The 20,353-nt window shown below is 69.3% G+C and carries 18 protein-coding genes and 2 tRNA genes; 8 read left to right on the top strand and 12 right to left on the bottom strand.

Annotated elements, in window-relative coordinates; all coding sequences use genetic code 11:
- The 5 genes from ACFWH5_RS08530 to ACFWH5_RS08510 all read right to left on the bottom strand — a co-directional run bounded on the left by ACFWH5_RS08530 (window position 1) and on the right by ACFWH5_RS08510 (window position 5,468).
- Window positions 1–750, bottom strand: coding sequence for a lysophospholipid acyltransferase family protein (locus tag ACFWH5_RS08530; RefSeq protein WP_378833976.1), 750 nt, complete (start codon window positions 748–750; stop codon window positions 1–3).
- A gap of 4 nt (window positions 751–754) precedes the next feature.
- Window positions 755–2,119 carry a UDP-N-acetylglucosamine 1-carboxyvinyltransferase gene (gene murA, locus ACFWH5_RS08525; RefSeq protein ID WP_378833974.1) on the bottom strand — a complete coding sequence of 455 codons (1,365 nt, stop codon included), beginning with the start codon at window positions 2,117–2,119 and terminating at the stop codon, window positions 755–757.
- Window positions 2,120–2,226: 107 nt separating this feature from the next.
- On the bottom strand, window positions 2,227–2,823 hold the full coding sequence (leuD, locus tag ACFWH5_RS08520; protein ID WP_378833972.1) for a 3-isopropylmalate dehydratase small subunit: 597 nt from the start codon (window positions 2,821–2,823) through the stop codon (window positions 2,227–2,229).
- 1 nt (window position 2,824) lies between these two features.
- Complete coding sequence (gene leuC / locus ACFWH5_RS08515; RefSeq protein ID WP_378833969.1) at window positions 2,825–4,315, bottom strand: 3-isopropylmalate dehydratase large subunit; 1,491 nt, start codon at window positions 4,313–4,315, stop codon at window positions 2,825–2,827.
- A 157-nt stretch (window positions 4,316–4,472) separates the two neighbouring features.
- Window positions 4,473–5,468 carry a TerC/Alx family metal homeostasis membrane protein gene (locus ACFWH5_RS08510; RefSeq protein WP_378833967.1) on the bottom strand — a complete coding sequence of 332 codons (996 nt, stop codon included), beginning with the start codon at window positions 5,466–5,468 and terminating at the stop codon, window positions 4,473–4,475.
- A gap of 233 nt (window positions 5,469–5,701) precedes the next feature.
- Here ACFWH5_RS08510 and ACFWH5_RS08505 point away from each other — a divergent pair, with 233 nt between their 5' ends.
- The 5 genes from ACFWH5_RS08505 (at window position 5,702) to ACFWH5_RS08485 (ending at window position 10,082) form a co-directional block, all read left to right on the top strand.
- Window positions 5,702–6,259: an RNA polymerase sigma factor gene (locus ACFWH5_RS08505; protein WP_378833965.1), complete on the top strand. Its 558-nt coding sequence runs from the start codon at window positions 5,702–5,704 to the stop codon at window positions 6,257–6,259.
- Entirely contained in the window at window positions 6,256–7,344 is a 1,089-nt protein-coding gene (locus tag ACFWH5_RS08500) for a DUF4349 domain-containing protein (protein ID WP_378833964.1), read from the top strand. The genes ACFWH5_RS08505 and ACFWH5_RS08500 overlap by 4 nt, the downstream gene beginning before the upstream one ends.
- A gap of 59 nt (window positions 7,345–7,403) precedes the next feature.
- Complete coding sequence (locus ACFWH5_RS08495) at window positions 7,404–7,940, top strand: helix-turn-helix domain-containing protein (RefSeq protein WP_378833961.1); 537 nt, start codon at window positions 7,404–7,406, stop codon at window positions 7,938–7,940.
- A gap of 1 nt (window position 7,941) precedes the next feature.
- Window positions 7,942–9,213, top strand: coding sequence for an MFS transporter (locus ACFWH5_RS08490; protein ID WP_378833958.1), 1,272 nt, complete (start codon window positions 7,942–7,944; stop codon window positions 9,211–9,213).
- 62 nt (window positions 9,214–9,275) lie between these two features.
- On the top strand, window positions 9,276–10,082 hold the full coding sequence (locus ACFWH5_RS08485) for an SDR family oxidoreductase (RefSeq protein ID WP_378833957.1): 807 nt from the start codon (window positions 9,276–9,278) through the stop codon (window positions 10,080–10,082).
- 47 nt (window positions 10,083–10,129) lie between these two features.
- Here the strand turns inward: ACFWH5_RS08485 and ACFWH5_RS08480 are convergent, their stop codons facing one another.
- The 4 genes from ACFWH5_RS08480 to ACFWH5_RS08465 all read right to left on the bottom strand — a co-directional run bounded on the left by ACFWH5_RS08480 (window position 10,130) and on the right by ACFWH5_RS08465 (window position 12,961).
- Entirely contained in the window at window positions 10,130–11,458 is a 1,329-nt protein-coding gene (locus ACFWH5_RS08480) for a DUF222 domain-containing protein (protein WP_378833955.1), read from the bottom strand.
- A gap of 168 nt (window positions 11,459–11,626) precedes the next feature.
- Window positions 11,627–11,699 (bottom strand) — tRNA-Glu (locus ACFWH5_RS08475).
- Window positions 11,700–11,771: 72 nt separating this feature from the next.
- On the bottom strand, window positions 11,772–12,797 hold the full coding sequence (locus ACFWH5_RS08470) for an LLM class flavin-dependent oxidoreductase (protein WP_378833953.1): 1,026 nt from the start codon (window positions 12,795–12,797) through the stop codon (window positions 11,772–11,774).
- 91 nt (window positions 12,798–12,888) lie between these two features.
- Window positions 12,889–12,961, bottom strand: a tRNA-Glu gene (locus ACFWH5_RS08465).
- 146 nt (window positions 12,962–13,107) lie between these two features.
- Here ACFWH5_RS08465 and ACFWH5_RS08460 point away from each other — a divergent pair.
- Both ACFWH5_RS08460 and ACFWH5_RS08455 read left to right on the top strand, forming a co-directional pair.
- Window positions 13,108–13,746, top strand: a complete 639-nt coding sequence (locus ACFWH5_RS08460; protein ID WP_378833952.1) for an MBL fold metallo-hydrolase — start codon at window positions 13,108–13,110, stop codon at window positions 13,744–13,746.
- Between the two features lie 160 nt (window positions 13,747–13,906).
- Window positions 13,907–14,596 carry a phosphotransferase gene (locus ACFWH5_RS08455; protein WP_378834791.1) on the top strand — a complete coding sequence of 230 codons (690 nt, stop codon included), beginning with the start codon at window positions 13,907–13,909 and terminating at the stop codon, window positions 14,594–14,596.
- A 19-nt stretch (window positions 14,597–14,615) separates the two neighbouring features.
- Here ACFWH5_RS08455 and pepN read toward each other — a convergent pair whose 3' ends face one another.
- Window positions 14,616–17,120 carry an aminopeptidase N gene (pepN, locus tag ACFWH5_RS08450; protein ID WP_378833949.1) on the bottom strand — a complete coding sequence of 835 codons (2,505 nt, stop codon included), beginning with the start codon at window positions 17,118–17,120 and terminating at the stop codon, window positions 14,616–14,618.
- 46 nt (window positions 17,121–17,166) lie between these two features.
- Window positions 17,167–18,363: a trans-sulfuration enzyme family protein gene (locus tag ACFWH5_RS08445; protein WP_378833947.1), complete on the bottom strand. Its 1,197-nt coding sequence runs from the start codon at window positions 18,361–18,363 to the stop codon at window positions 17,167–17,169.
- Window positions 18,364–18,479: 116 nt separating this feature from the next.
- On the opposite strand from ACFWH5_RS08445, the gene ACFWH5_RS08440 reads away from it, so the two are divergent.
- Window positions 18,480–18,962: an Lrp/AsnC family transcriptional regulator gene (locus ACFWH5_RS08440; protein ID WP_378833944.1), complete on the top strand. Its 483-nt coding sequence runs from the start codon at window positions 18,480–18,482 to the stop codon at window positions 18,960–18,962.
- Here ACFWH5_RS08440 and ACFWH5_RS08435 read toward each other — a convergent pair.
- Complete coding sequence (locus ACFWH5_RS08435; protein WP_378833941.1) at window positions 18,877–20,265, bottom strand: APC family permease; 1,389 nt, start codon at window positions 20,263–20,265, stop codon at window positions 18,877–18,879. The genes ACFWH5_RS08440 and ACFWH5_RS08435 overlap by 86 nt on opposite strands.
- Window positions 20,266–20,353: the final 88 nt, after the last annotated feature.

Here is a 20,353-nt window from a genome sequence, read left to right as displayed (position 1 = left end):
TTAGGGGTCAAGGCGTCCTGTCTCCTTCTGACCGTGGTCTGCGGGGTTCCAGCGCTCGGACGGCGCCTTCTCGTGACGGATCCCTTCGAGGAGGACCGTGATCGCCTCCATCAGCCGTCGCGTCGCCTCGGCGAGCACCGCAGGCTCGCCGCCGCGCCCCTTCAGGTCGGACAGGTCGACCGGATCGCCGATCACGACCTGCACCTTCTTGCGCAGCGGCCAGAGGCTCAGACGCTTCTGGTAGCGCCCCATGATGTGCTGGGTGCCCCACTGCGCCATCGGGATCAGCGGGATGTCGCCGGCCAGCGCGAGGCGCACCGCACCCGACTTTCCGCGCATCGGCCACATGTCGGGATCGCGGGTGAGGGTGCCCTCGGGATAGACGATGACGCCGCGACCGCGTTGCACGAGCTCCCGCGACTGCTGCATGGTGAGTTTGGCCGCCGTCGCCGACGACGCGCGAGCCACCGGCACCATGCCCGTGCGCTTGAGCACCCAGCCCAGCACGGGAACCCGGAACAGGGTCTCCTTGGCCATGAACCTCGGCAGCCGACCCGCGCGGTACACGGCGATGGCGACGATGAGCGGGTCGAACTCCGAGTAGTGGTTCGGAGCGAGCACGAAGGCGCCCTCGCGCGGCAGCCTGTCGGCGCCGGTGGTGCGGATCCTGGCGAGCAGGGAGACGAAGGGGATGACGATCGCCGCCAGCGGCCAGAAGAGGCTCGGACGGCTCCGCTCGGACGCAGCCATCAGATCACCGGACGACGTCGAAGTCCGCGCCCAGCGCCTGCAGCTTGTCGAGGAAGTTCTCGTAGCCGCGGCTGAGGATGTCGATACCGGACACCTGCGATTCGCCGCTCGCGGTGAGGGCGGCGATCACGTGGCTGTACCCGCCGCGCAGATCGGGCACGACGATGTCGGCCGCGCGCAGCGGCGTGGGGCCGGTGATGACCGCCGCCTGCTCCAGTTCGCGGCGCGGCACACGCCGCGGGCCGTTCTGCAGTCCGTGCGGGTGCACGACGATGTCAGCGCCCATCTTCACCAGCGCCTGCGTGAAGCCGAAGCGGTTCTCGTACACGGTCTCGTGCACGATCGAGCGCCCCTTCGCCTGGGTGAGCGCCACGATGAGCGGCTGCTGCCAGTCGGTCATGAAGCCCGGGTGCACGTCGGTCTCGACGACGACCGGCTTCAGCTCGCCGTCGCGGCGGAACAGGATGCCGTCCTCGCGCACGTCGAACCAGCCGCCGGCCTTGCGGAACACGTTCAGGAAGGTGAGCATCTCCTGCTGCTTCGCGCCGCCGACGAAGATCTCGCCGTCGGTCGCGAGGGCGGCGCAGGCCCAGGAGGCGGCCTCGTTGCGGTCGAAGATGCAGCGGTGGTCGTAGCCGCGCAGCTGCGGGACGCCCTCGATGAGGATGACGCGGTTGGGCTCGTAGGAGATGATCGCGCCCATCTTCTGCAGCACCGCGATGAGGTCCATGATCTCGGGCTCGATGGCCGCGTTGCGCAACTCCGTCGTTCCCTGAGCGCGCACGGCGGTGAGCAGAACCTGCTCCGTCGCGCCGACGCTCGGATACGGCAGGTGGATGTTCGCGCCCTTGAGGCCGCCGGGCGCCGACAGGCGGATGCCGCTGGGCTGCTTCTCGACGACGGCGCCGAACTTGCGCAGCGCGTCGAGGTGGAAGTCGATCGGTCGGTCGCCGATGCGGCAGCCGCCGAGGTCGGGGATGAACGCCTGGCCGAGCAGGTGCAGCAGCGGGCCGCAGAACAGGATCGGAATGCGAGAGGCGCCGGCGTGCGCGTCGATCTCTTCGAAGTTCGCCGACTTCGCGTTGGTCGGGTCGAGTACCAGCGAGCCGGGCTCGTCGCCCTCGGTAACGTGCACGCCGTGCACCTCGAGCAGAGACCGGACCACGGCGACGTCGCTGATCCCGGGCACATCACGCAGGACGCTGGTGGTCTCGCCGAGCAGCGAGGCGACCATCGCCTTGGTGGCGAGGTTCTTCGCGCCCTTCACGTCGACCCCGCCGCGCAGCGGCCGGCCTCCGCGGATCGCGAGCACGGATCCGGCGGGAACCGGAGCCTGGTCGGCAGCAGCGTCGCGGAGCGGTGTCGTCATTCGGGCCTCATCTTCTTCGGGACAGCCGCGGCGGTCGCCGCGAGTCACTCGTGTATCGCGGCTGATGCCGCGGGGGCTTCCGCCCCCGGCCCACCTCCGTTCCCGACCTATCGGACGGGAAGCGTGCGTGGCCGCCACGATTCGCGGCGGGCCTCGAACTGCGCGATCTTGTCTTCGTTGCGCAGCGTGAGCCCGATGTCATCGAGCCCTTCGAGGAGCCGCCACCTAGTGTAATCGTCGATTCCGATGGTGGTCTGGAAGCCCCCGATGCTGGCGGTGCGCTCGACCAGGTCGACGGTGATCTCGCGCCCCGGCTCCTCGTCGATCAGCGCCCAAATGCGTTCGATGTCGGCTTCGTCGACTGTCGCGGCGAGCAGGCCCTGCTTGCCGGAGTTGCCGCGGAAGATGTCGGCGAAGCGCGGGCTCAGCACGACGGCGAAGCCGTAGTCCCGCAGCGCCCAGACGGCGTGCTCGCGACTGGAGCCGGTGCCGAAGTCGGGCCCGGCGACCAGCACGGACGCACCGCGGAACGCCTCCTGGTTGAGCACGAACTCCGGGTCCTGGCGCCAGCCGTGGAACAGCGCGTCCTCGAAGCCGGTCTTGGTGACGCGCTTCAGGAACACGGCCGGGATGATCTGGTCGGTGTCGACGTTGGACCGCTTCAGAGGGGCGGCCACACCGGTGTGCGTGGTGAACTTCTCCATGTCAGTTGCCCTCCCTCGCTCCCGCTGCCGCGGGTGCAGTGGCCATCTCGTCGATGTCGCTCGGGCTCGAGAGGGTGCCGCGGATCGCCGTGGCCGCTGCCACCAGCGGCGAGACGAGGTGCGTGCGTCCGCCCTTGCCCTGGCGTCCCTCGAAGTTGCGGTTGGAGGTGGACGCGCAGCGCTCCCCCGGCGCGAGCTGGTCGGGGTTCATGCCGAGGCACATCGAGCATCCGGCGAAGCGCCATTCCGCACCGAAGTCCTCGACGATCCTGTCGATGCCCTCGGCCTCCGCCTCCAGGCGCACGCGCGCGGAGCCCGGCACGACCATGACGCGCACGCCCTCCGCCTTCTGCTTGCCCTTGATGATCGAGGCGAAGGCGCGCAGATCCTCGATTCGGCTGTTCGTGCAGGAGCCCATGAACACCGCATCCACCTTGACGTCCTTCAACGGGGTGCCCGCGGTCAGGTCCATGTACTCCAGAGCGCGCTCGGCGGCGATGCGCTCGCTCGGATCCGCGAACGACGCCGGGTCCGGGACGGATGCCGACAGCGAGCTGCCCTGCCCTGGATTGGTGCCCCAGGTGACGAAGGGCTCAAGCTCGTTCGCATCGATGAACACTTCGGCGTCGAACACGGCACCCTCATCGGTGGGCAGCGTGCGCCAGTAGGCGACGGCGTCCTCCCAGTCCTGGCCCTGCGGAGCGTGCGGCTTGCCCTGCACGTAGGCGAAGGTCGTCTCGTCGGGGGCGACCATGCCGGCGCGCGCACCGGCTTCGATCGACATGTTGCAGATCGTCATGCGCCCCTCCATGGAGAGAGCGCGGATGGCGCTGCCGCGGTACTCGAGCACGTAGCCCTGTCCGCCGCCGGTGCCTATCTTGGCGATCACGGCGAGGATGATGTCCTTCGCGGTGACGCCGGGGCGCAGTTCGCCCTCGACGTTGATCGCCATGGTCTTGAACGGCTTCAGCGGCAGCGTCTGGGTCGCCATGACGTGCTCGACCTCGCTGGTGCCGATGCCGAACGCCATGGCGCCGAAGGCACCGTGCGTGGAGGTGTGCGAGTCTCCGCAGACCACGGTGATGCCGGGCATCGTGAGGCCCAGCTGCGGCCCGACGACATGCACGATCCCCTGCTCGGCGTCACCGAGCGAGTGCAGCCGCACGCCGAACTCGGCGGCGTTGCGGCGCAGCGTCTCGATCTGCGTGCGACTGGTGAGGTCGGCGATCGGCTTGTGGATCTCGAGGGTCGGGGTGTTGTGGTCCTCGGTGGCGATCGTCAGGTCGAGCCGGCGCAGCGGGCGCCCCTCGGCGCGCAGTCCGTCGAAGGCCTGCGGACTGGTGACCTCGTGCACGAGGTGCAGGTCGATGTAGATGAGGTCGGGCTCGCCGTTCTCGCCCTTCACGACGAGGTGGTCGTCCCAGACCTTCTCCGCCAGCGTACGCTTGGCGGTCTTCTCGGCGAGGGGGCGCGGTCGCGTCTGTTCGGTCATGTGGTTCCTTCTGGCTCGATACGTCGGCCCACAGCGGACTCCGCGACGAGAAGAGGCCTAGATCGAGGTCTCGTCGCGGCTGCTAAGGAGAAGGACCATCTGCCGCACGCGGCCAGTTTACACCGCGGCGACAGATGGTCCTCACCGTGTGACTCGGTCAGCTCTTCAGCGCGGCGGCCTTCTTCTCGCGTGCCGAGGCGATGAGGCTCGCCACCGTCGCCACGGTCATGGCGGCGATGATCACGCCCAGCGAGACCATGTTGTTGATGTCGGGCACCCACTCCACGTGCTCGCCGCCGTTGATGAAGGGCAGTTCGTTCACGTGCAGCGCGTGCAGGATCAGCTTGATGCCGATGAAGCCGAGGATCACGGCGATGCCGTAGTGCAGGTACCGCAGCCTGTCGAGAAGGTCGCCGAGCAGGAAGTACAGCTGCCGCAGACCCATGAGGGCGAAGATGTTCGCGGTGAAGACGAGGAAGCCGTTGGTGGTGATCTCGAAGATCGCCGGGATCGAGTCGATCGCGAACATGAGATCGGTGATGCCGATGGTGATGAACACGATGATCATCGGCGTCCACATCCGCGTACCGTCGACGGTGGTGCGCAGGCGGGAGCCGTCATAGCCCTCGCTGATGTCGATCCGGCGTCGCAGCACGCGCACGATGAACGCCTCCCGCTGCACCTCTTCGTCGTGCTCGCCTTCGGGCATGGCCTGCTTGATCGCGGTGTAGATGAGGAAGGCGCCGAAGATGTAGAAGATCGGCGAGAAGTGCTCGATGACGGCGACGCCGACGAGGATGAACAGACCGCGCAGGATCAGGGCGATGATGATGCCGACCATGAGCACCTGCTGCTGCAGTCGCCTCGGCACGGAGAACTGCGCCATGATCAGCACGAACACGAACAGGTTGTCGATGGAGAGGCTGTATTCCAGGGCCCAGCCGGTGATGAAGTCTCCGGCGTTGCTCCACCCTCCGACCGTGCCGAGCAGCACGGCGAAGAGCATGGCCAGCGCGACGTAGAAGACCACCCACAGGGTGGACTCCTTCGTGGAGGGGATGTGCGGACGCAGCTTGATGAGCAGCAGGTCTGCGATGAGGATGATCGTCAGCACGATCATCGCGGTGATCTCGAACCAGACAGGAATGACCAACGGCGGCTCGCCTTTCGAAAGGGTCGGCGGGAACCGAAAGTCTCTCCCCCGCACGGTGTGCGTCGCGCGCCCGGAGCAGCGATGGCGGTGCTCGTGATGACGATGCGCGCGGAATCGGGATACTCCCTCTCGCGTCACCCATGCTACCGGATGCGGCTGTCTCCTCCTGTCCGCATCTGAGACGATGAGGCATCTTCCGACACTCTTCTGTGAGAGACGCGAAACGGAACAGGATGCCGACGCAGAGCGACGACCAGGAATGGGCCGCACGGGCCGCAGCCGGAGATCAGGATGCCTTCCGGTCGATCTACCGCGCCTACGTGCGGCCAGTTTACTGGATCGCCCATGGTGTGCTCTCGTCGGCGACGGATGCGGAGGACATCGTGCAGGAGACCTTCGTCGTGGCCTGGCGCAAGCTGCCCGGGCTGCGGCTGGCGAGCCCCTCGCTGCTCCCCTGGCTGGCGACGATCTGCCGGTTCCAGGCGGCGAACCGTCTGCGCGTGCTGCGCCGCGATCGGGCGAACACGACGGATGCCGCCGATGACTCGCTGCCGGCGATCGTGAGCGTCGAGGACCAGGTGATCTCCTCGGCCCTGGCGGAGCGCATCACCGCGGAGGTGGGCCTGCTGGATCCTCTGGATCAGCAGATCTTCCGCCTCTGCGCGGTCGACGGCTACGCCTATCGGGCTGCCGCGGAGCAGCTGGGTGTGAGTCATGCGGTGGTCCGCAACCGTCTCTCGAGGGTGCGCACGCGCTTGCGCGGCGCCGTCACGGAAGCGAGAGACGCATGAGCGAGACGAACCGCATCGAGTTGCCGGCGCTGAGCGACGAACGCATCAGCGCGATGGAGCGTGCCGTGATGGCGGATGTCGCCGAAGAACCGAGGCGGGCCGCACCACCGGTGCGTCGCCGACGCGGCTGGGTCACCGCACTCGGCGTCGCCGCGGCGTTCGCCGTCGGAGCGATGATCTCTCCTCCCCTGCTCGGCTCGCTGCAGACGTCCCGGAGCGGCTCCGACACGGCGGCGACGGGCGAGGCGGGTCCCCGGGCCGGCGATGCCGCGGGAGGAGACGTGATGAGCGCGGGCGGCGGCGCGGACGGCGGCGCCGTGAGCGGTGCGGACCCGGGTGCCGCATCCGAGGAGAGCGCTCGGGAGATCATCACGACGGCGCAGGTCGAGTTGCGTGTGCGTGACGTGCAGCAGGCCGCCGACGCGATCATCGCGCTCGCCGCGAAGCACGGCGGCTACGTGGAGTCGGCGGACATCGGGGCGTCGCGCGATGCGACGGAAACGACGGTGCCGGCGCGGCCGAGGGATCCGGGCACCGGATGGATCAGCATCCGCGTCGCCGCCGATGCCCTCGACACGGTGCTGGCGGCGCTCGGCGACGACGGCGAGGTGCTGCGCTCGTCGGTGTCGCGCCAGGACGTCACGTCGACGGCGGTGGACCTGCGGGCTCGCATCGATGCGGCGCGGGCATCCGTGACACGGCTCACCGAGCTGATGGCGAAGTCGGGATCGGTCGCCGACCTCATCACCGCCGAGGCGGCGCTGAGCGAGCGCCAGGCACAGCTGGAGTCGTACGAGCAGGAGCTGAAGCGGCTGGACGAGCAGGTGGCGCTGTCGACGGTGACCGTGCAACTCGCCGAGCGCGCGGTCGCAGACGAGGCCGATCCGACCGGCTTCGCCGACGGGCTGCTCACAGGCTGGAACGGCCTTGTCGCCGCGCTCAACGGACTGGTCGTCGTCGTCGGATTCCTGCTGCCGTGGCTCGCGATCGCTGCCGTCGTCGGGCTCGTCGTGTGGCTGATCCGGCGCCGTCGGCGCACCTCCACGATGACGCACGACAGCGTCGACCGCCACAAGAATCGCTGATTTTCCGCGGTCTACAAGAGATCTTGTGAAAGTTCGGGACCGCCCGTAGCGTGTCCGACGTGGAACACATCTCGGTCATCACCGCCATCTCCCATCCCCTGCGACGACGCATCGTCGACCGGCTGCTGCTGCACGGCGCATCGCAGGTGGGAACGCTCGCCCGCGCGTTCGACGCCCAGGTGGGCAGCATCAGCCATCACCTGAGGATGCTGCAGAAGGCCGGCGTCGTGGAACAGGTCGACGCCCCGGACGGCGATCGGCGCAGCAGCTGGTGGCAGCTGGCGCGGCGTTCGTTCAGCTGGTCGGCCGCCGACTTCGACTCCCCCGCCGATGCCCTGATGGCCCGCGAAGCGGAGCGGGCGAACCTGCGGCGCCAGCTCGAGCGGCTGCAGCGGTGGCATCGCATCTCGCCGGACAGCGAGCTCGCGGGGTTCGCCACCGACACTCTGGCCTGGGCGACGCAGGAGGAGCTGACGGCGCTGATGGACCGGCTCACCGCCCTGCTCGACGACTGGCGTGGCGGTATCGACACAGAAGACGGCAAGGAGCGCGTGCCGGTGTACTTCTTCGCGCACGGCTTTCCGACAGAGGTGTGAGATGACCGCTGCCGAACCGCGCACGCTGCGCACACCGCCCCCGTTCCGGCGCGACGTCATGGTGCAGACCTGGCTGGTGATGAAGGCGCTGTCGGACGCCGGCGACGCGGTGTGGACGATCGCGGTCGCCTGGACGGCCGTTCAGATCGCGTCACCGGCGGTCGCCGGTCTCGTCGTGGCCGCCGGAACCGTGCCGCGCGCGGTGATCCTGCTGCTGGGCGGCGCCATCGCCGACCGCGTGGATGCGCGGCGCATGATGCTCCTGTTCAACGTCATCCGGGTCGTCGTGCTCGTGGCGACGGCGCTGTGGATCCTCACCCACGAGCCGACCGTCGCCATCCTTCTCGTCGCGACCATCGCCTTCGGCGTCTGCGACGCGTTCTACGAGCCCGCTGCGGGCACCATCCCGCGACAGCTGGTCGCACCATCGGACCTGCCGGCCTACTCGGCACTGAGTCAGACGCTCAGCAGGCTCGGAACCATGGCGGGCGCCGCGGTCGGCGGATTCCTGGTGGCGTGGGCCGGGATGCCCGGCAGCGCGGCGGCCGATGCCGTGACGTTCGCCGTCGTGATCGCGTTCATCGCGATCTGGCTGCGTCCGCGATTCGCGTTGCCGCGCAGCGCCGCGGGTGAGTCGGTGCTGCGCGGTGTGGCATCCGGTTTCCGCCACCTCCGAGACGACTCCGCCACACGCACGCTGGTGATCGCGCTCTCCGGGTTGAATCTCGCCGTGGGCCCCGCGCTCGCGATCGGTCTCGCACTGCAGGCCAGCGCGCACGGTTGGGGCGCAGGTGCGGTAGGCGTCTTCGAGTCGCTGGTCGGCGGCGGTGCCATGATCGGCGCGCTGGCGGTCGTGCGCTGGCGGCCCCGCCACGAGGCGATCGGAGCCTTCTGGGCGCTCGTTGTGCAGGGGCTGGGCATCATCGCGCTCGGCGTGGGGCATCCTATCGCGGTGGGGGCGGGCTGCGTCGTCATCGGGCTCACGGCCGGGTTCGCATCCGTGCTCCTGGGTGCCACCTTCGCGGCCACGATCGCTCCGGATTTCCTCGGCAGGATGTCGTCGATCACACGACTCGGCGACGATTGCCTGATGCCGCTGGCGATGGCGGCGTCCGGCGCTCTGGCGACGGTGCTCCCGTCGTGGGCGCCGTTCGCGCTCTATGGCGCCGCGCTGGCGCTGCTGATGATCGTTCCGCTGCGCAATCCCCGGCTGCGGGCGATCGCGCTGCGCGCGGAGCGTCCGGTGCGCGCCGACGAGGACGTCGAAGCTTAGCCGGATCACAGCGTGGGTCAACCCCTCGCCCACGATGCCGCCGTGTCGATAGCGTTCCGAGCATGACGGACAGCGACTTCTCCCCCACCCGCGCCATCGTGACCGCATCCGACTCGGGCATCGGCGCCGCAACGGCGATCGCCCTGGCCGAGGCCGGCATGGACGTCGGGGTCACCTGGCACAGCGACGAGGAGGGGGCCCAGCGCACCGCGGTCGCCGTTCGCGCGCGCGGCAGGAACGCCGTGGTCGCACGCTTCGATGCGACGGAATTCGATGAGGTGCCGCGGGTGATCGACGGTCTCGCCGACTCCCTCGGCGGCGTGGACGTGTTCGTGAACAACGCCGGTGCGAGCGAGCCGCGACTGCTGCTGGACACGAGCGTGCAGCAATGGCGCGAAACCATGGCGCTGAACATCGATGGAGCGTTCATCGGCATGCAAACGGCCGCGCGGCGCATGGTCGACGCGGGAAGCGGCGGCAGGCTGATCGCGGTCACGAGCGTGCACGCGCATCAGCCGCGTGTCGGCCTTGGCCCGTACATCGCCGCCAAGCACGCCCTCTCGGGCCTCATCAAGACGATGGCGATCGAGCTCGCTGAGCACGACATCACCGCCAACGCCGTCGCGCCGGGCGAGATCGCGACGGCCGCGAGTGGCCGCACCTCCGAAGACGCCGATCGGACGCATCGCCCGGGTGTTCCCCTGGGGCGACCGGGGAAGGCCGAGGAGATCGCGGCCGTGATCGCGTTCCTCGCCTCGCCGGCGTCGAGCTACGTCACCGGTGCCGATTGGGCGGTCGACGGCGGGATGCTGCAGATGGGACCGCTGGCCGGATCGCACATCGCCGATGATTCCTGGCGCACCGCGTGACGTGATCCGGTAGACGCCGCGTTCGCCCCGATGGCACGGGACAGCGTTCAGAAGGGTGTGAGGTGTCTGGGTGGTGGGTTGGCCCAGGGGTTGTCGGGTGGTTCGGTGTCGGGGGGTGGGTCGGTGTCGGTGAAGGTGACGGTGTTCTGGGCGGGTGGTTGGTCGATGTAGACCCGTCCGGTGGGGCTGGTCCATTCCAGCAGCCCGTCGGGGAGTTGTTCGACGTGCCAGGGGGTGTGGTGTTTCAGGATGTGGTGGCGTCGGCAGAGGGCTTCGAGGTTTCCTTCTTCGGTCGCACCGCCCAGGGCCGCGTCTTGGGTGTGGTCGAGGTCGCTGCGGCGCACGGGCATCCCGCAGCAGAGGAACCGGCAGCGTTGGTCGCGGGCTCTGAGGTGTCGTCGTAGGGATTCGCCGGGTCGGTAGCGGTCTACGGCGAGCAGGCCGCCGGTGATCGGGTGGGTGAGCACCCGGTCCCATCCGGTGGCGGCGCCGGCGAGCAGGCGGGCGGTGGCGGGGTCGATCGGGCAGCGCCCGTCCAACTCCGGGGCCGGTGTGCCGGCATCCTCGGCGCCCATCAGGGTCAGTACCGGCACGGTCACGCTCACCTGCCCGCTGATCGCGGCGAGCAGCACGTCGGGGGTGTCGTGTCCGGCCGGGGCGCCGGTGAGCAGCAGGTCCAGGGCCAGGTCCGCGCGCGTCTGCGACAGCATCCGCGGATCCTCGGGAGCATCACGGTCTTCGCAAGCCGACGCGTCAGCATCGACGGCCTTGGCCATGGCGGTGAGCCGGTCGAACACGCCATGCACGAGCACCGCCGGGCCGCGCACGCCGAGTTCGGCCATCCCGTCCGGGACATCCGTCACCCACACGGCCCGCTTCTGCCGGGCATCCTCATGCCGCTCCTGCAACGACCGCGCCTGATACTGCGCCGCCAACCGGGCGGCGATCGGACGCAACCGGTTCGGGGACTCGTGCTCCGCGAACTCCAACACCCGCACGCTGTACGCCTCCCGCGCCGCTGGATCCTCCAGATAATCCCCCGCATCCACGATCACCCGGGCATGCCCGGCACTGATCCGCCCCGCACCCTGCGCCTGCCACACCACCGGGAACCTGTCGACCTTGACCTCCGCATCCGACATCCGCCGCTGCACCGTCCGGTCACTGACCCGCAGCACCGCCCCCAGCTCCGCCGCCACCGACCGAAACGTCAGATCCACCTCGTCCACATCCCCGGCAGCTTCCATCGCCCACCGAGACGCCAACGCCAGCACACCATCGAGACCGGCCTGCATGCTCGTGATCGAACGCTGCACGCTCTGCGCCAGATCGACCAGCTCATCGAGCGTGGCCACCTGCTCCGCAGAGACATCCATCAACGCCGCCATACCCCCAGTACACCAGCAGCCACCGACATTCGAACCCCAGATCCGGCCCCGAAAAGCCGGCCAAGATCGCGAACACCGAGCAACTCCGGCGGCCCCGCCGAGGCATCCAACGACACGAAAAGGCCCTCCGTCCACCGGAGGGCCTTCTTCGTTCAGTGACCCCAGCGGGATTCGAACCCGCGTTACCGCCGTGAGAGGGCGGCGTACTAGGCCGCTATACGATGGGGCCGTCACTGCAACCGTTCAAGTATGCCATGACGCGTTCAGCGCCTCCAAATCGAGCAGGTCGCCGGATGCGGGATCAGGCGAGCATGTCCTTGACCATCGGCACGACCTGCGAACCGTACAACTTGATCGACTGCGACAGCATGCCGTGGCGCACCATGCTCTGGTCGTATTTGAGGTCGAAGCGGTTCACCGGCAGGGTGCGCAGCGTCGTCGCGATCTTCGTCGCCACGGTCTCGGGCGAGCCCACGTACAACGCCCCCGACTCGATCTCGCGCTCGAAGTCGCCGACAGCGGGCGGCGGCCATCCTCGCTCCTGTCCCATCCGGGTGCGCATGGCGAGCCAGCCGTCGTGCACGATCTCCCGTGCCTTCTCATCGGTCTCCGCCACGAGTCCCGGCGAATGCACGGCGACGGGCTGGTGAGCGACGCCGTACTGATCCTGAGCCCGGGTGAACAGGTTGAGGTACGGCGCGAATCGCGCGGCCGGCCCGCCGATGATCGCAAGGAACAGGCCGAATCCGTAGCGCGCTGTGCGCACCACAGACTCCGGACTTCCACCCACCCCGACCCAGGTGCGCAGACCGCCCACGGTCGTGGGAAACACGCGTTGCTCGGTCAGGGCTGCGCGAGTGTTGCCCTGCCAGGTGACCGGCTCTTCGGTGAGCAGCTGCGACAGCAGATCCAGACGCTCCTCGAAGAGCTCTTCGTACTGGCGCAGATCGAATCCGAACAGCGGGAACGACTCGATGAACGACCCCCGGCCGGCGACGATCTCGGCACGTCCGTTCGAGACCGCGTCGAGCGTGGAGAAGCGCTCGAACACCCGCACCGGGTCATCGGAGCTCAGCACCGTGACGGCCGATCCGAGCCGGATGCGCTCGGTGCGAGAGGCGATCGCGGCCAGCACCATCTCCGGACTGGACACCGCGAAGTCGGGGCGATGATGCTCACCCACCCCGAAGAAGTCGAGACCGAGGTCATCGGCGAGCACGGCGTCGTCGACGATGTCGCGGATCACCTGCGGATGCGGAAGCGGATCCCCTGCCGCGTCATAGGTCACGCCGCCGAAGGTGTCGAGTCCGAATTCGATGTCCGTCACGGTCGGGACAACCGCGATCACGCCGCGTTGATTCCCGTGCACGGGAGAAGACGAAGGCCCTCCGGTTCGTCGGAGGGCCTTCGCGTCGCTGTGACCCCAGCGGGATTCGAACCCGCGTTACCGCCGTGAGAGGGCGGCGTACTAGGCCGCTATACGATGGGGCCGTCCGGCCCTTCGGGGCCGTTCTGGCAACCGTAGAAGTCTGCCATGGCGCATCTGCGGATTCCAAATCCCACCGGCGTCGACCGACCCGACGGGCGTGTCGCCATCGTGGCTTGCCGCGTCGCCGCACGTGGAGTTGACTCGGAGCATGCGCGTGACCAAGTACGAACATGCCGCTCTCCGCATCGATCACGACGGAGAGACGCTCATCGTCGACCCCGGCTCGTTCACCGCAGCGCTCGGCGACCTGGGCACCGTCGTGGGGGTGGTGATCACCCACGAGCATCCCGATCACTGGACCTCCGATCATCTGCGCCGCATCCGCGACGCCGCCCCTGACGCGTCGGTGTACTCGACCGCCGCCGTCGCGCAGGCAGCCGACGGCCACCACATCACCGCGGTCGAGCCCGGCGAGACCGTCAACACAGGGGCGTTCACGCTGCGCTTCTTCGGTGGCGACCACGCCGTGATCCACTCCTCCCTCCCCCGCGTCCGAAACGTCGGCGTGCTCGTGAACGAGACCCTCTACTACCCCGGTGACTCGTACGCCGTCCCCGCCGGGGTGCAGGTCGACACACTCGCCGCCCCGCTCGGCGCGCCCTGGCTCAAGATCGGCGAGGCGATGGACTTCGTGCTGGCCGGCGCCCCCCGTCGCTCCTTCGGCACCCACGACATGACGCTGTCAGAGATCGGTCGCGCGATGCATCGTCAGCGCCTGCGATGGGCCACCGAGGAGCACGGCGGTCGGTTCTTCGACCTCGACCCGGGCGATTCGCTCGACCTGTGACGTGGCGGATTCCCCACCGGCCGAGCGCCGACTGACGGAGCCCGAGATCCGGAAACTTCTCCGCGGTCAGGCGCCGCATCTCGCCGATCTTCCCCGGACGCGCGCCGCGGAGGAATGGGACAACGTCATCTGGCGTCTCGGCGACGAGCTCGCGGTCCGTATGCCGCGCCGTGCCGCCGCAGCGCATCTCATCACGCACGAGCAATTCGCGCTTCCGCTGCTCGAACCGGCGCTCACCGCCGTCGGGATCCGCACGCCGGTACCCCTCGTCCTCGGGCGCGCCACCGCGACCTTTCCCCGGCCGTGGTCGGTCGTCCCTTGGTTGCCGGGTGCGCCCGCGCTCGGCAGACCACGGGCCGAGAACGGGCGGTGGGCATCGCAGCTCGCTCGAGCATTCCACGCGCTCCACCAGCCTGCTCCTTCGAGTGCGCCGCACAATCCGGTACGCGGAGTGCCGCTGAGTCATCGTGACGCGCGGATTCGCGAGCGTCTGCGGCGGCATCCCGAGCAGTCCGCACTGTCCGGCATCTGGGATGCGGGCCTTCGCGCTCCCACGAGCGAGGAACGCGTGTGGATCCACGGCGATCTGCATCCCGGGAACCTCATCATCGACGGCGCTGCGCTCACCGGGATCATCGACTTCGGCGATGTGACCGCCGGCGACCCCGCCTACGATCTCGCCGCGGGATGGATGCTGTTCGACGCCGACGGCCGACGTGACCTCCGTCGTGCCATCGGCGACCGGTACGACGACAGCCACGTGGCGGCGCGCGCGGGCGTGGGCGGCGGCGCTGGCCATCATCCTCATCGACGCCAGCGACGACCGTCCGGCGCTGCGCCGCCTCGGTGAAGAGACCGCCGCGCAGTTCTCACGCGACTGACGGCTGCGCGGCGCGCACCCGCAGATCACGCTGCAGGTCGTCCCGCTGCTCGACGACCAATCGACGCAAGGCGCCCGGTGCGTCGCTGTTCGCCGCCAGCCAGGCGTCCACGAGTTCGGTGGATTCCGATGCCGGGAACAGACCGACCACGAGGCGCTGCGCGAGTTCGATGCTCCGCTGCGACCACGCGTCGCGAATCCGCGCGAAGTACTCGGCGTCGAACGCCGCGATGAGGTCGCGTCGTCCGCCGGCGCGGATCCCGCCGATGGTGGCGTCCAGATGGTCGTTGCTGAGCGTCTGATCGTTCCAGGCCGCATCCCATGCCGCGCTCCGGATGCCGGCGTCCGGACGCGAGGCGAGCGCGCGGATCTCGGCCGTTCGCCCGGCCGCCGTCGCATCCCTCGCGGATTCACCGGCGATCTCGTCGGCGCCGGCGTCTCCGGTGGTCGCCAGGGCGGTCATCATCAGCCAGCGCAGATCAGCGTCGATCGGCAGGCCCTGCGGGGCGTCGCCGTCGAGGATGCGGCGCACGTCGTCGGCGCGCGCACGGTCGTGAGCGGATGCCGCCGCGAAGGCGCGCGCCCACGCGAGCTGGGCGTCGCTGCCCGCGTCGGCGCCCTGCAGCGACGACCAGGTGGTCTCCAGCCACCGGCGCCGCTCCGCGGCGCGCGCGTCGTCGCGCGCGTAGTGCTGCACGGCGTACGCCGCGTTCTGCAGAACGGCGGCGAGCAGGGCGACGTTCGTCTCGGCGGGTGCGTGACGTCGCACGATCTCGAGGTAGCGGGTCACGGCCAGTTCGCCGTCGCGTGTCGCATTCCACAGCGACGACCACACCAGGCCGCGCACGAGGTCGTCGTCGAGGGTGCTCAGCCACTGCGCCACGGCGTCCAGCGATCGCTCGTCGAGGCGGACCTTCGCGTAGGTGAGGTCGTCGTCGTTCAGCAGCACGAGCTCGGCGTCCGGGATCTCGACCTCCGTGCGCTCCTCGTCGATCCGGACGTCGATGCGCTCCCGCAGCCGCAGGCGATCCTCCTCAAGGTCGTACAGGCCGACGCGCAGTCGGTGCGGGCGCGGACCCGCGTCCCCACCGTCCTGCACGAGCACGCGCCGCCCATCCGAATCGGTCTCGAGCCACAGCGCCGCGACACCGCTGGTCTCGAGCCACGCGCGCGACCAGGAGCGCAGGTCCTCACCCGACACCTCCTCGAGCTTGTCGAGCAGATCGCCGAGCGTCGTGTTGCCGAAGGCGTGCGCCGCGAAGTAGCGGCGGACGCCTTCGAAGAACGCGTCCTCGCCGACGAAGGCGACCAGCTGCTTCAGCACCGCCGCTCCCTTGGCGTAGGTGATGCCGTCGAAGTTGAGCTTCGCCGCCTCGAGATCGCGGATGTCGGCCACGATCGGGTGCGTGGTGGGCAGCTGATCCTGCCGGTACGCCCACGTCTTGCGGCTGTTCGCGAAGCGAGCCCATGCGTCGGCGAACCGGGTCGCCACCGCGGATGCGTGGGTGCCCATGTAGTCGGCGAACGACTCCTTGAGCCACAGGTCGTCCCACCAGCGCATCGTCACGAGATCGCCGAACCACATGTGCGCCATCTCGTGCAGGATGGTATTCGCTCTGGCCCCGCGCTGCGCGTCCGTGGCCGCGCCGCGGTTGATGTACGCCTCGGTGAAGGTCACCAGACCCGGGTTCTCCATCGCGCCGAGGTTGTACTCCGGCACGAAGATCTGGTCGTACTTGCCCCAGGGGTAGGGATACGCGAACGCGTCGCTGAAGAAGTCGAGCCCCTGCCGGGTGACCTCGAGGATCTCGTCCGCCTCGAGGTGCTCGGCCAGTGACGCGCGGCACAGCACTCCCAGCTCGATGCGCTGGTCACCGCGGCTCCACTCGCCGTCGATGCGGGCGTAGGGGCCTGCGGCGACGGAGGTGATGTAGCTCGAGAGCGGCAGCGTCTCGGCGAACTCGACGCGCTGCACGCCGATGCCCGCTCGCACGTGTGCGGCCGACTGGTTCGACAACACGTGCCAGCCCGCAGGCGCGGTGATGTCGAAGGTGTAGGCGGCCTTCATGTCGGGCTGCTCGAAGCAGGCCATGACGCGGCGCGCATCGGCGGGCTCGTACTGGGTGTACAGGTAGGTCTCGCCGTCGGCCGGGTCATGGAAGCGGTGCATGCCCTCGCCGGAACGGCTGTATGCGGCGACCGCCTCGACGCGGACGACGTTGTCGGCGCCGAGCCCGTCGAGAAGGATCCGTGCGCCGTCGTAGCGCACCTCGCGCTCTTCGTCGTTGACGACGACACGGTGCACGCTCTCGCCGATGAAGTCGAGCCACGTCTCCGCCGTGTCGGCGTGGAATGCGAGCGTCGTGATACTCGGGAAGCCGGTGCGGGCGCGCTCCGGCGCACCCGTGAGATCCAGTTCGACGCGGATGCTGCGCACCGTGATGTGCGCGGCGCGTTCGGCCGTCTCTTCTCTGGTCAGGTTCGCAGAGGTCATCCCTCCATCGTGGCACGTCGCGGCGCTGCGCTGAGCACACGACCGCTCAGCGCAATGCGCCTGCGGCGGCCTCGGCCCTCGCCAGGGCGTACTCGAGATCGGTGAGCAGATCGTCGACGTTCTCGAGACCGATCGAGAGGCGCACGATATCGGCGCCCGGCCGCGCTTCCGGAGCCACCGGCCGGTGCGTGAGCGCGGCAGGGTGCTGGATGAGCGAGTCGACCCCGCCGAGCGACACAGCGTGCGTGAACAGCCGCACGGAGCTCGTGAGGGCCTCGGCGGCGGCGTAACCGCCGGCGAGACGGATCGCGATCATCGCGCCCCCGCCGCGCATCTGACGCCCGATCAGGCGGCGGGAATCGCCGAGCTCGGGGTAGAACACCTCGGTGACCGACGGATCGCCCTGCAGACGCTCGACGAGTTTCCGGGCGGCGGCCTGCTGCGCCTGCATCCGGACCGGCAGCGTGGCCAGTCCCCGGTGCAGCAGATACGCGCCCAGCGGATGCAGCAGTGCGCCGGTGATGGCACGCACCCGCCGCAGCGCCTGAGCGGTGTGCTCGGAGCACGCGATGACCCCGGCGATCACGTCACCGTGCCCGCCGATGTACTTGGTGGCGCTGTGCAGCGACAGGGCCGCGCCCAGGTCGAGGGGGTTCTGCAGCAGCGGGGTGGCGAAGGTGTTGTCGACGAGCACGGGCACGGAGCCTGCCTGCGTGACGACGCCGGCGATGTCGACGAGATCGAGGGTCGGGTTGGCCGGGGTCTCGAGCACGATCAGCCCGGTGTCGGGCCGGATGCTGTCTGCGACGGCGCCTTCGTCGCAGAAGGTGACCTCCGCGCCGAGCAGCCCCGAGTCGAGCAGGTGATCGGTGCCGCCGTACAGGGGCCGCACCGCGATGACGTGCCGCTTGCCGACCGCGGTGGTGTGCGAGAGGATCGCCGCCGTCATCGCCGCCATCCCGGAACCGAAGGCCACCGCAGCTTCGACGTGCTCGAGTTCCGCGAGCGCCTCCTCGAAACGGGCGACCGTCGGATTCCACAGCCGCGCATAGACGTTGCCGCCCTCGGGCAGCGGATGCCCGCCGGTCGCCATCGACTCGTACGAATCGCCGCCGTGCGCGATGTCGGGCAGCGGGTTGGTCGTCGACAGGTCGAGCGAGGCGGCATGCACGCCCAACGCCGCGAAGTCGGAGCGGCCGGCGTGGACGGCGACGGTGTCGGGATGCAGCGGAAGGTCGACCATTGCTCCAGGATGTTCGGCGCGGCGACCGAACGCCAGATCGATTGTCGAGAATCGCCTGAGAGAAGCGGTACGTTGTGAATCGAGCAATCCGCGGCGGGTCTCGGGAGGGATCGTTGGTGTCAGCGCAGAACCTGCAGGGTGCGGTCGACGAGCTCGACCTGCGCATCCTGGGCGAGCTCGCCAACCAGCCGGACGCGGCGGTGAAGCAGATCGCCCAGACCCTCGGCATCCCGGCGTCGACATGCGCGTTCCGCATGAGGTCGCTGCGCAACCGCGGCGTGATCACCGGCGTCCGGCTCATGATCGACCCGGCCGCCGTCGGGGCCCCGGTGCAGGCGATGATCCGCGTGCGCCTGGCCAATCACAGCAAGACGGGTGTGGACGCGCTCTTCGACGCGCTGGTCGCGACCGCAGGAGTGCTGCAGGTGTTCCACATCGCCGGCGCCGACGACTTCCTGGTCCACGTGGCCGTCGCCGATGCGGGCGCTCTGCGCGACATCGTGCTCGAGCACATCACGGTTCACGATGTGGTGCGGGCGACGGAGACGCAGCTGGTGTTCGAGCTTCGTGACGGCGCCGGCGTCGTGCGACGACGCTGATCAGGTGCAGGACGGCGCCGACCGCGAGGAGGATCGCGGCGAACAGCCACACGATCGGACGCTGCTGCGTCAGCAGCACGAGGCATGAGATCACTCCCAGCACCGGGACGAACGTCCACACGCGGAAGTGGTCGTGGTCCACGCGGTCGCGCCGCAGCACCAGCACCGACACGTTCGCGCTGATGAACACGATCAGCAGGAGCAGCACCACCGTCTCGGCGAGCGTGGCGAGGTCGCCGACGAGCGTGAGCAGCATGGCTACGGCCGTCGTCGTGACGATGGCGACCCACGGGGTGCGCCGCCGCGGCAGCACCCGGGCGAGCGGGCTGGGCAGCAGGCCCTGATCCGCCATGCCGTAGGCGAGTCTGCTCGACATGATCATGGTGAGCAGCGCACCGTTGGCGACCGCGATGAGGGCGATGAGGCTGAACAGCCACGACGGCACATGCAGCCCCGTCGCCTCGACGACCGCCAGAAGCGGGCCACTGGAGTCCTGCAGTTCGGCTGGCGGCAAGGCCGCCGCGCTCGCGAGGCCGACGAGCACATACATCACACCGGCCGTGATGAGCGCCGCGAACAGGGCCCGCGGGTAGCTGCGCCGCGGCGTCGTGACCTCTTCGATGACGTTGGCCGAGGTCTCGAATCCCACGAACGAGTAGTACGCGATGATCGCGCCGCCGAGCACGGCCGACCCGACGCCGACCCCCTCGGGAAGCTGGGCGGTGCGGGAGAGGTCACCGCCACCGCCGCCGACGAAGAGGGCCACCACCACGATGACGATCACCAAGCCGGACAGTTCGATCGCCGTCATCGCGAGGTTGGTCCGCAGGGACTCCCGGATGCCGCGCGCGTTCAGCGCCGCCACCAGAAGCAGGAAGACCATCGCGGCGGGCACGAGCGGCACGTCGAGGAAGGTGCCGAGATAGTCGCCCGCGAAGGCGATCGCCAGTCCGGCGGCGCTCACGACTCCGGCCGCCAGCATGCTGAATCCGACCAGGAACGAGATCAGCGGGCTTCGGAAGGCGCGCTCGGCGAAGACGGCCGCTCCGCCGGCCCGTGGATACTTCGTGACGAGTTCCGCGTATGAGCCCGCGGTGAGCAGGGCGAGCAGCAGCGCCAGCAGCAGCGGCGCCCAGAGCATGCCGCCCGCCTCGGCCGACAGCACACCCATCAGGGCGTAGATGCCCGCCCCCAGCACGTCCCCGAGGATGAAGGCGTACAGCAGCGGGCCGGAGATCGCGCGTCGCAGACGCGTCGGAGCGGCCGGTGAGTCCGCCGCGGGCAGAGCGTGGTCTGAGGTCATAACGCGACGATAGGTCAGGGCCCGCGTCCGCCGCACGCACCTTGACACCAGCGACACCGTCCCGATATCGCGCTGCTCGCGGCTGCCC

This window comes from Microbacterium sp. NPDC058345 (assembly GCF_042723855.1).
Taxonomy (GTDB): Bacteria; Actinomycetota; Actinomycetes; order Actinomycetales; family Microbacteriaceae; genus Microbacterium.
Note: the sequence above shows the minus strand (reverse complement) of the source record. Positions and strands in the feature narration are given on the sequence as shown.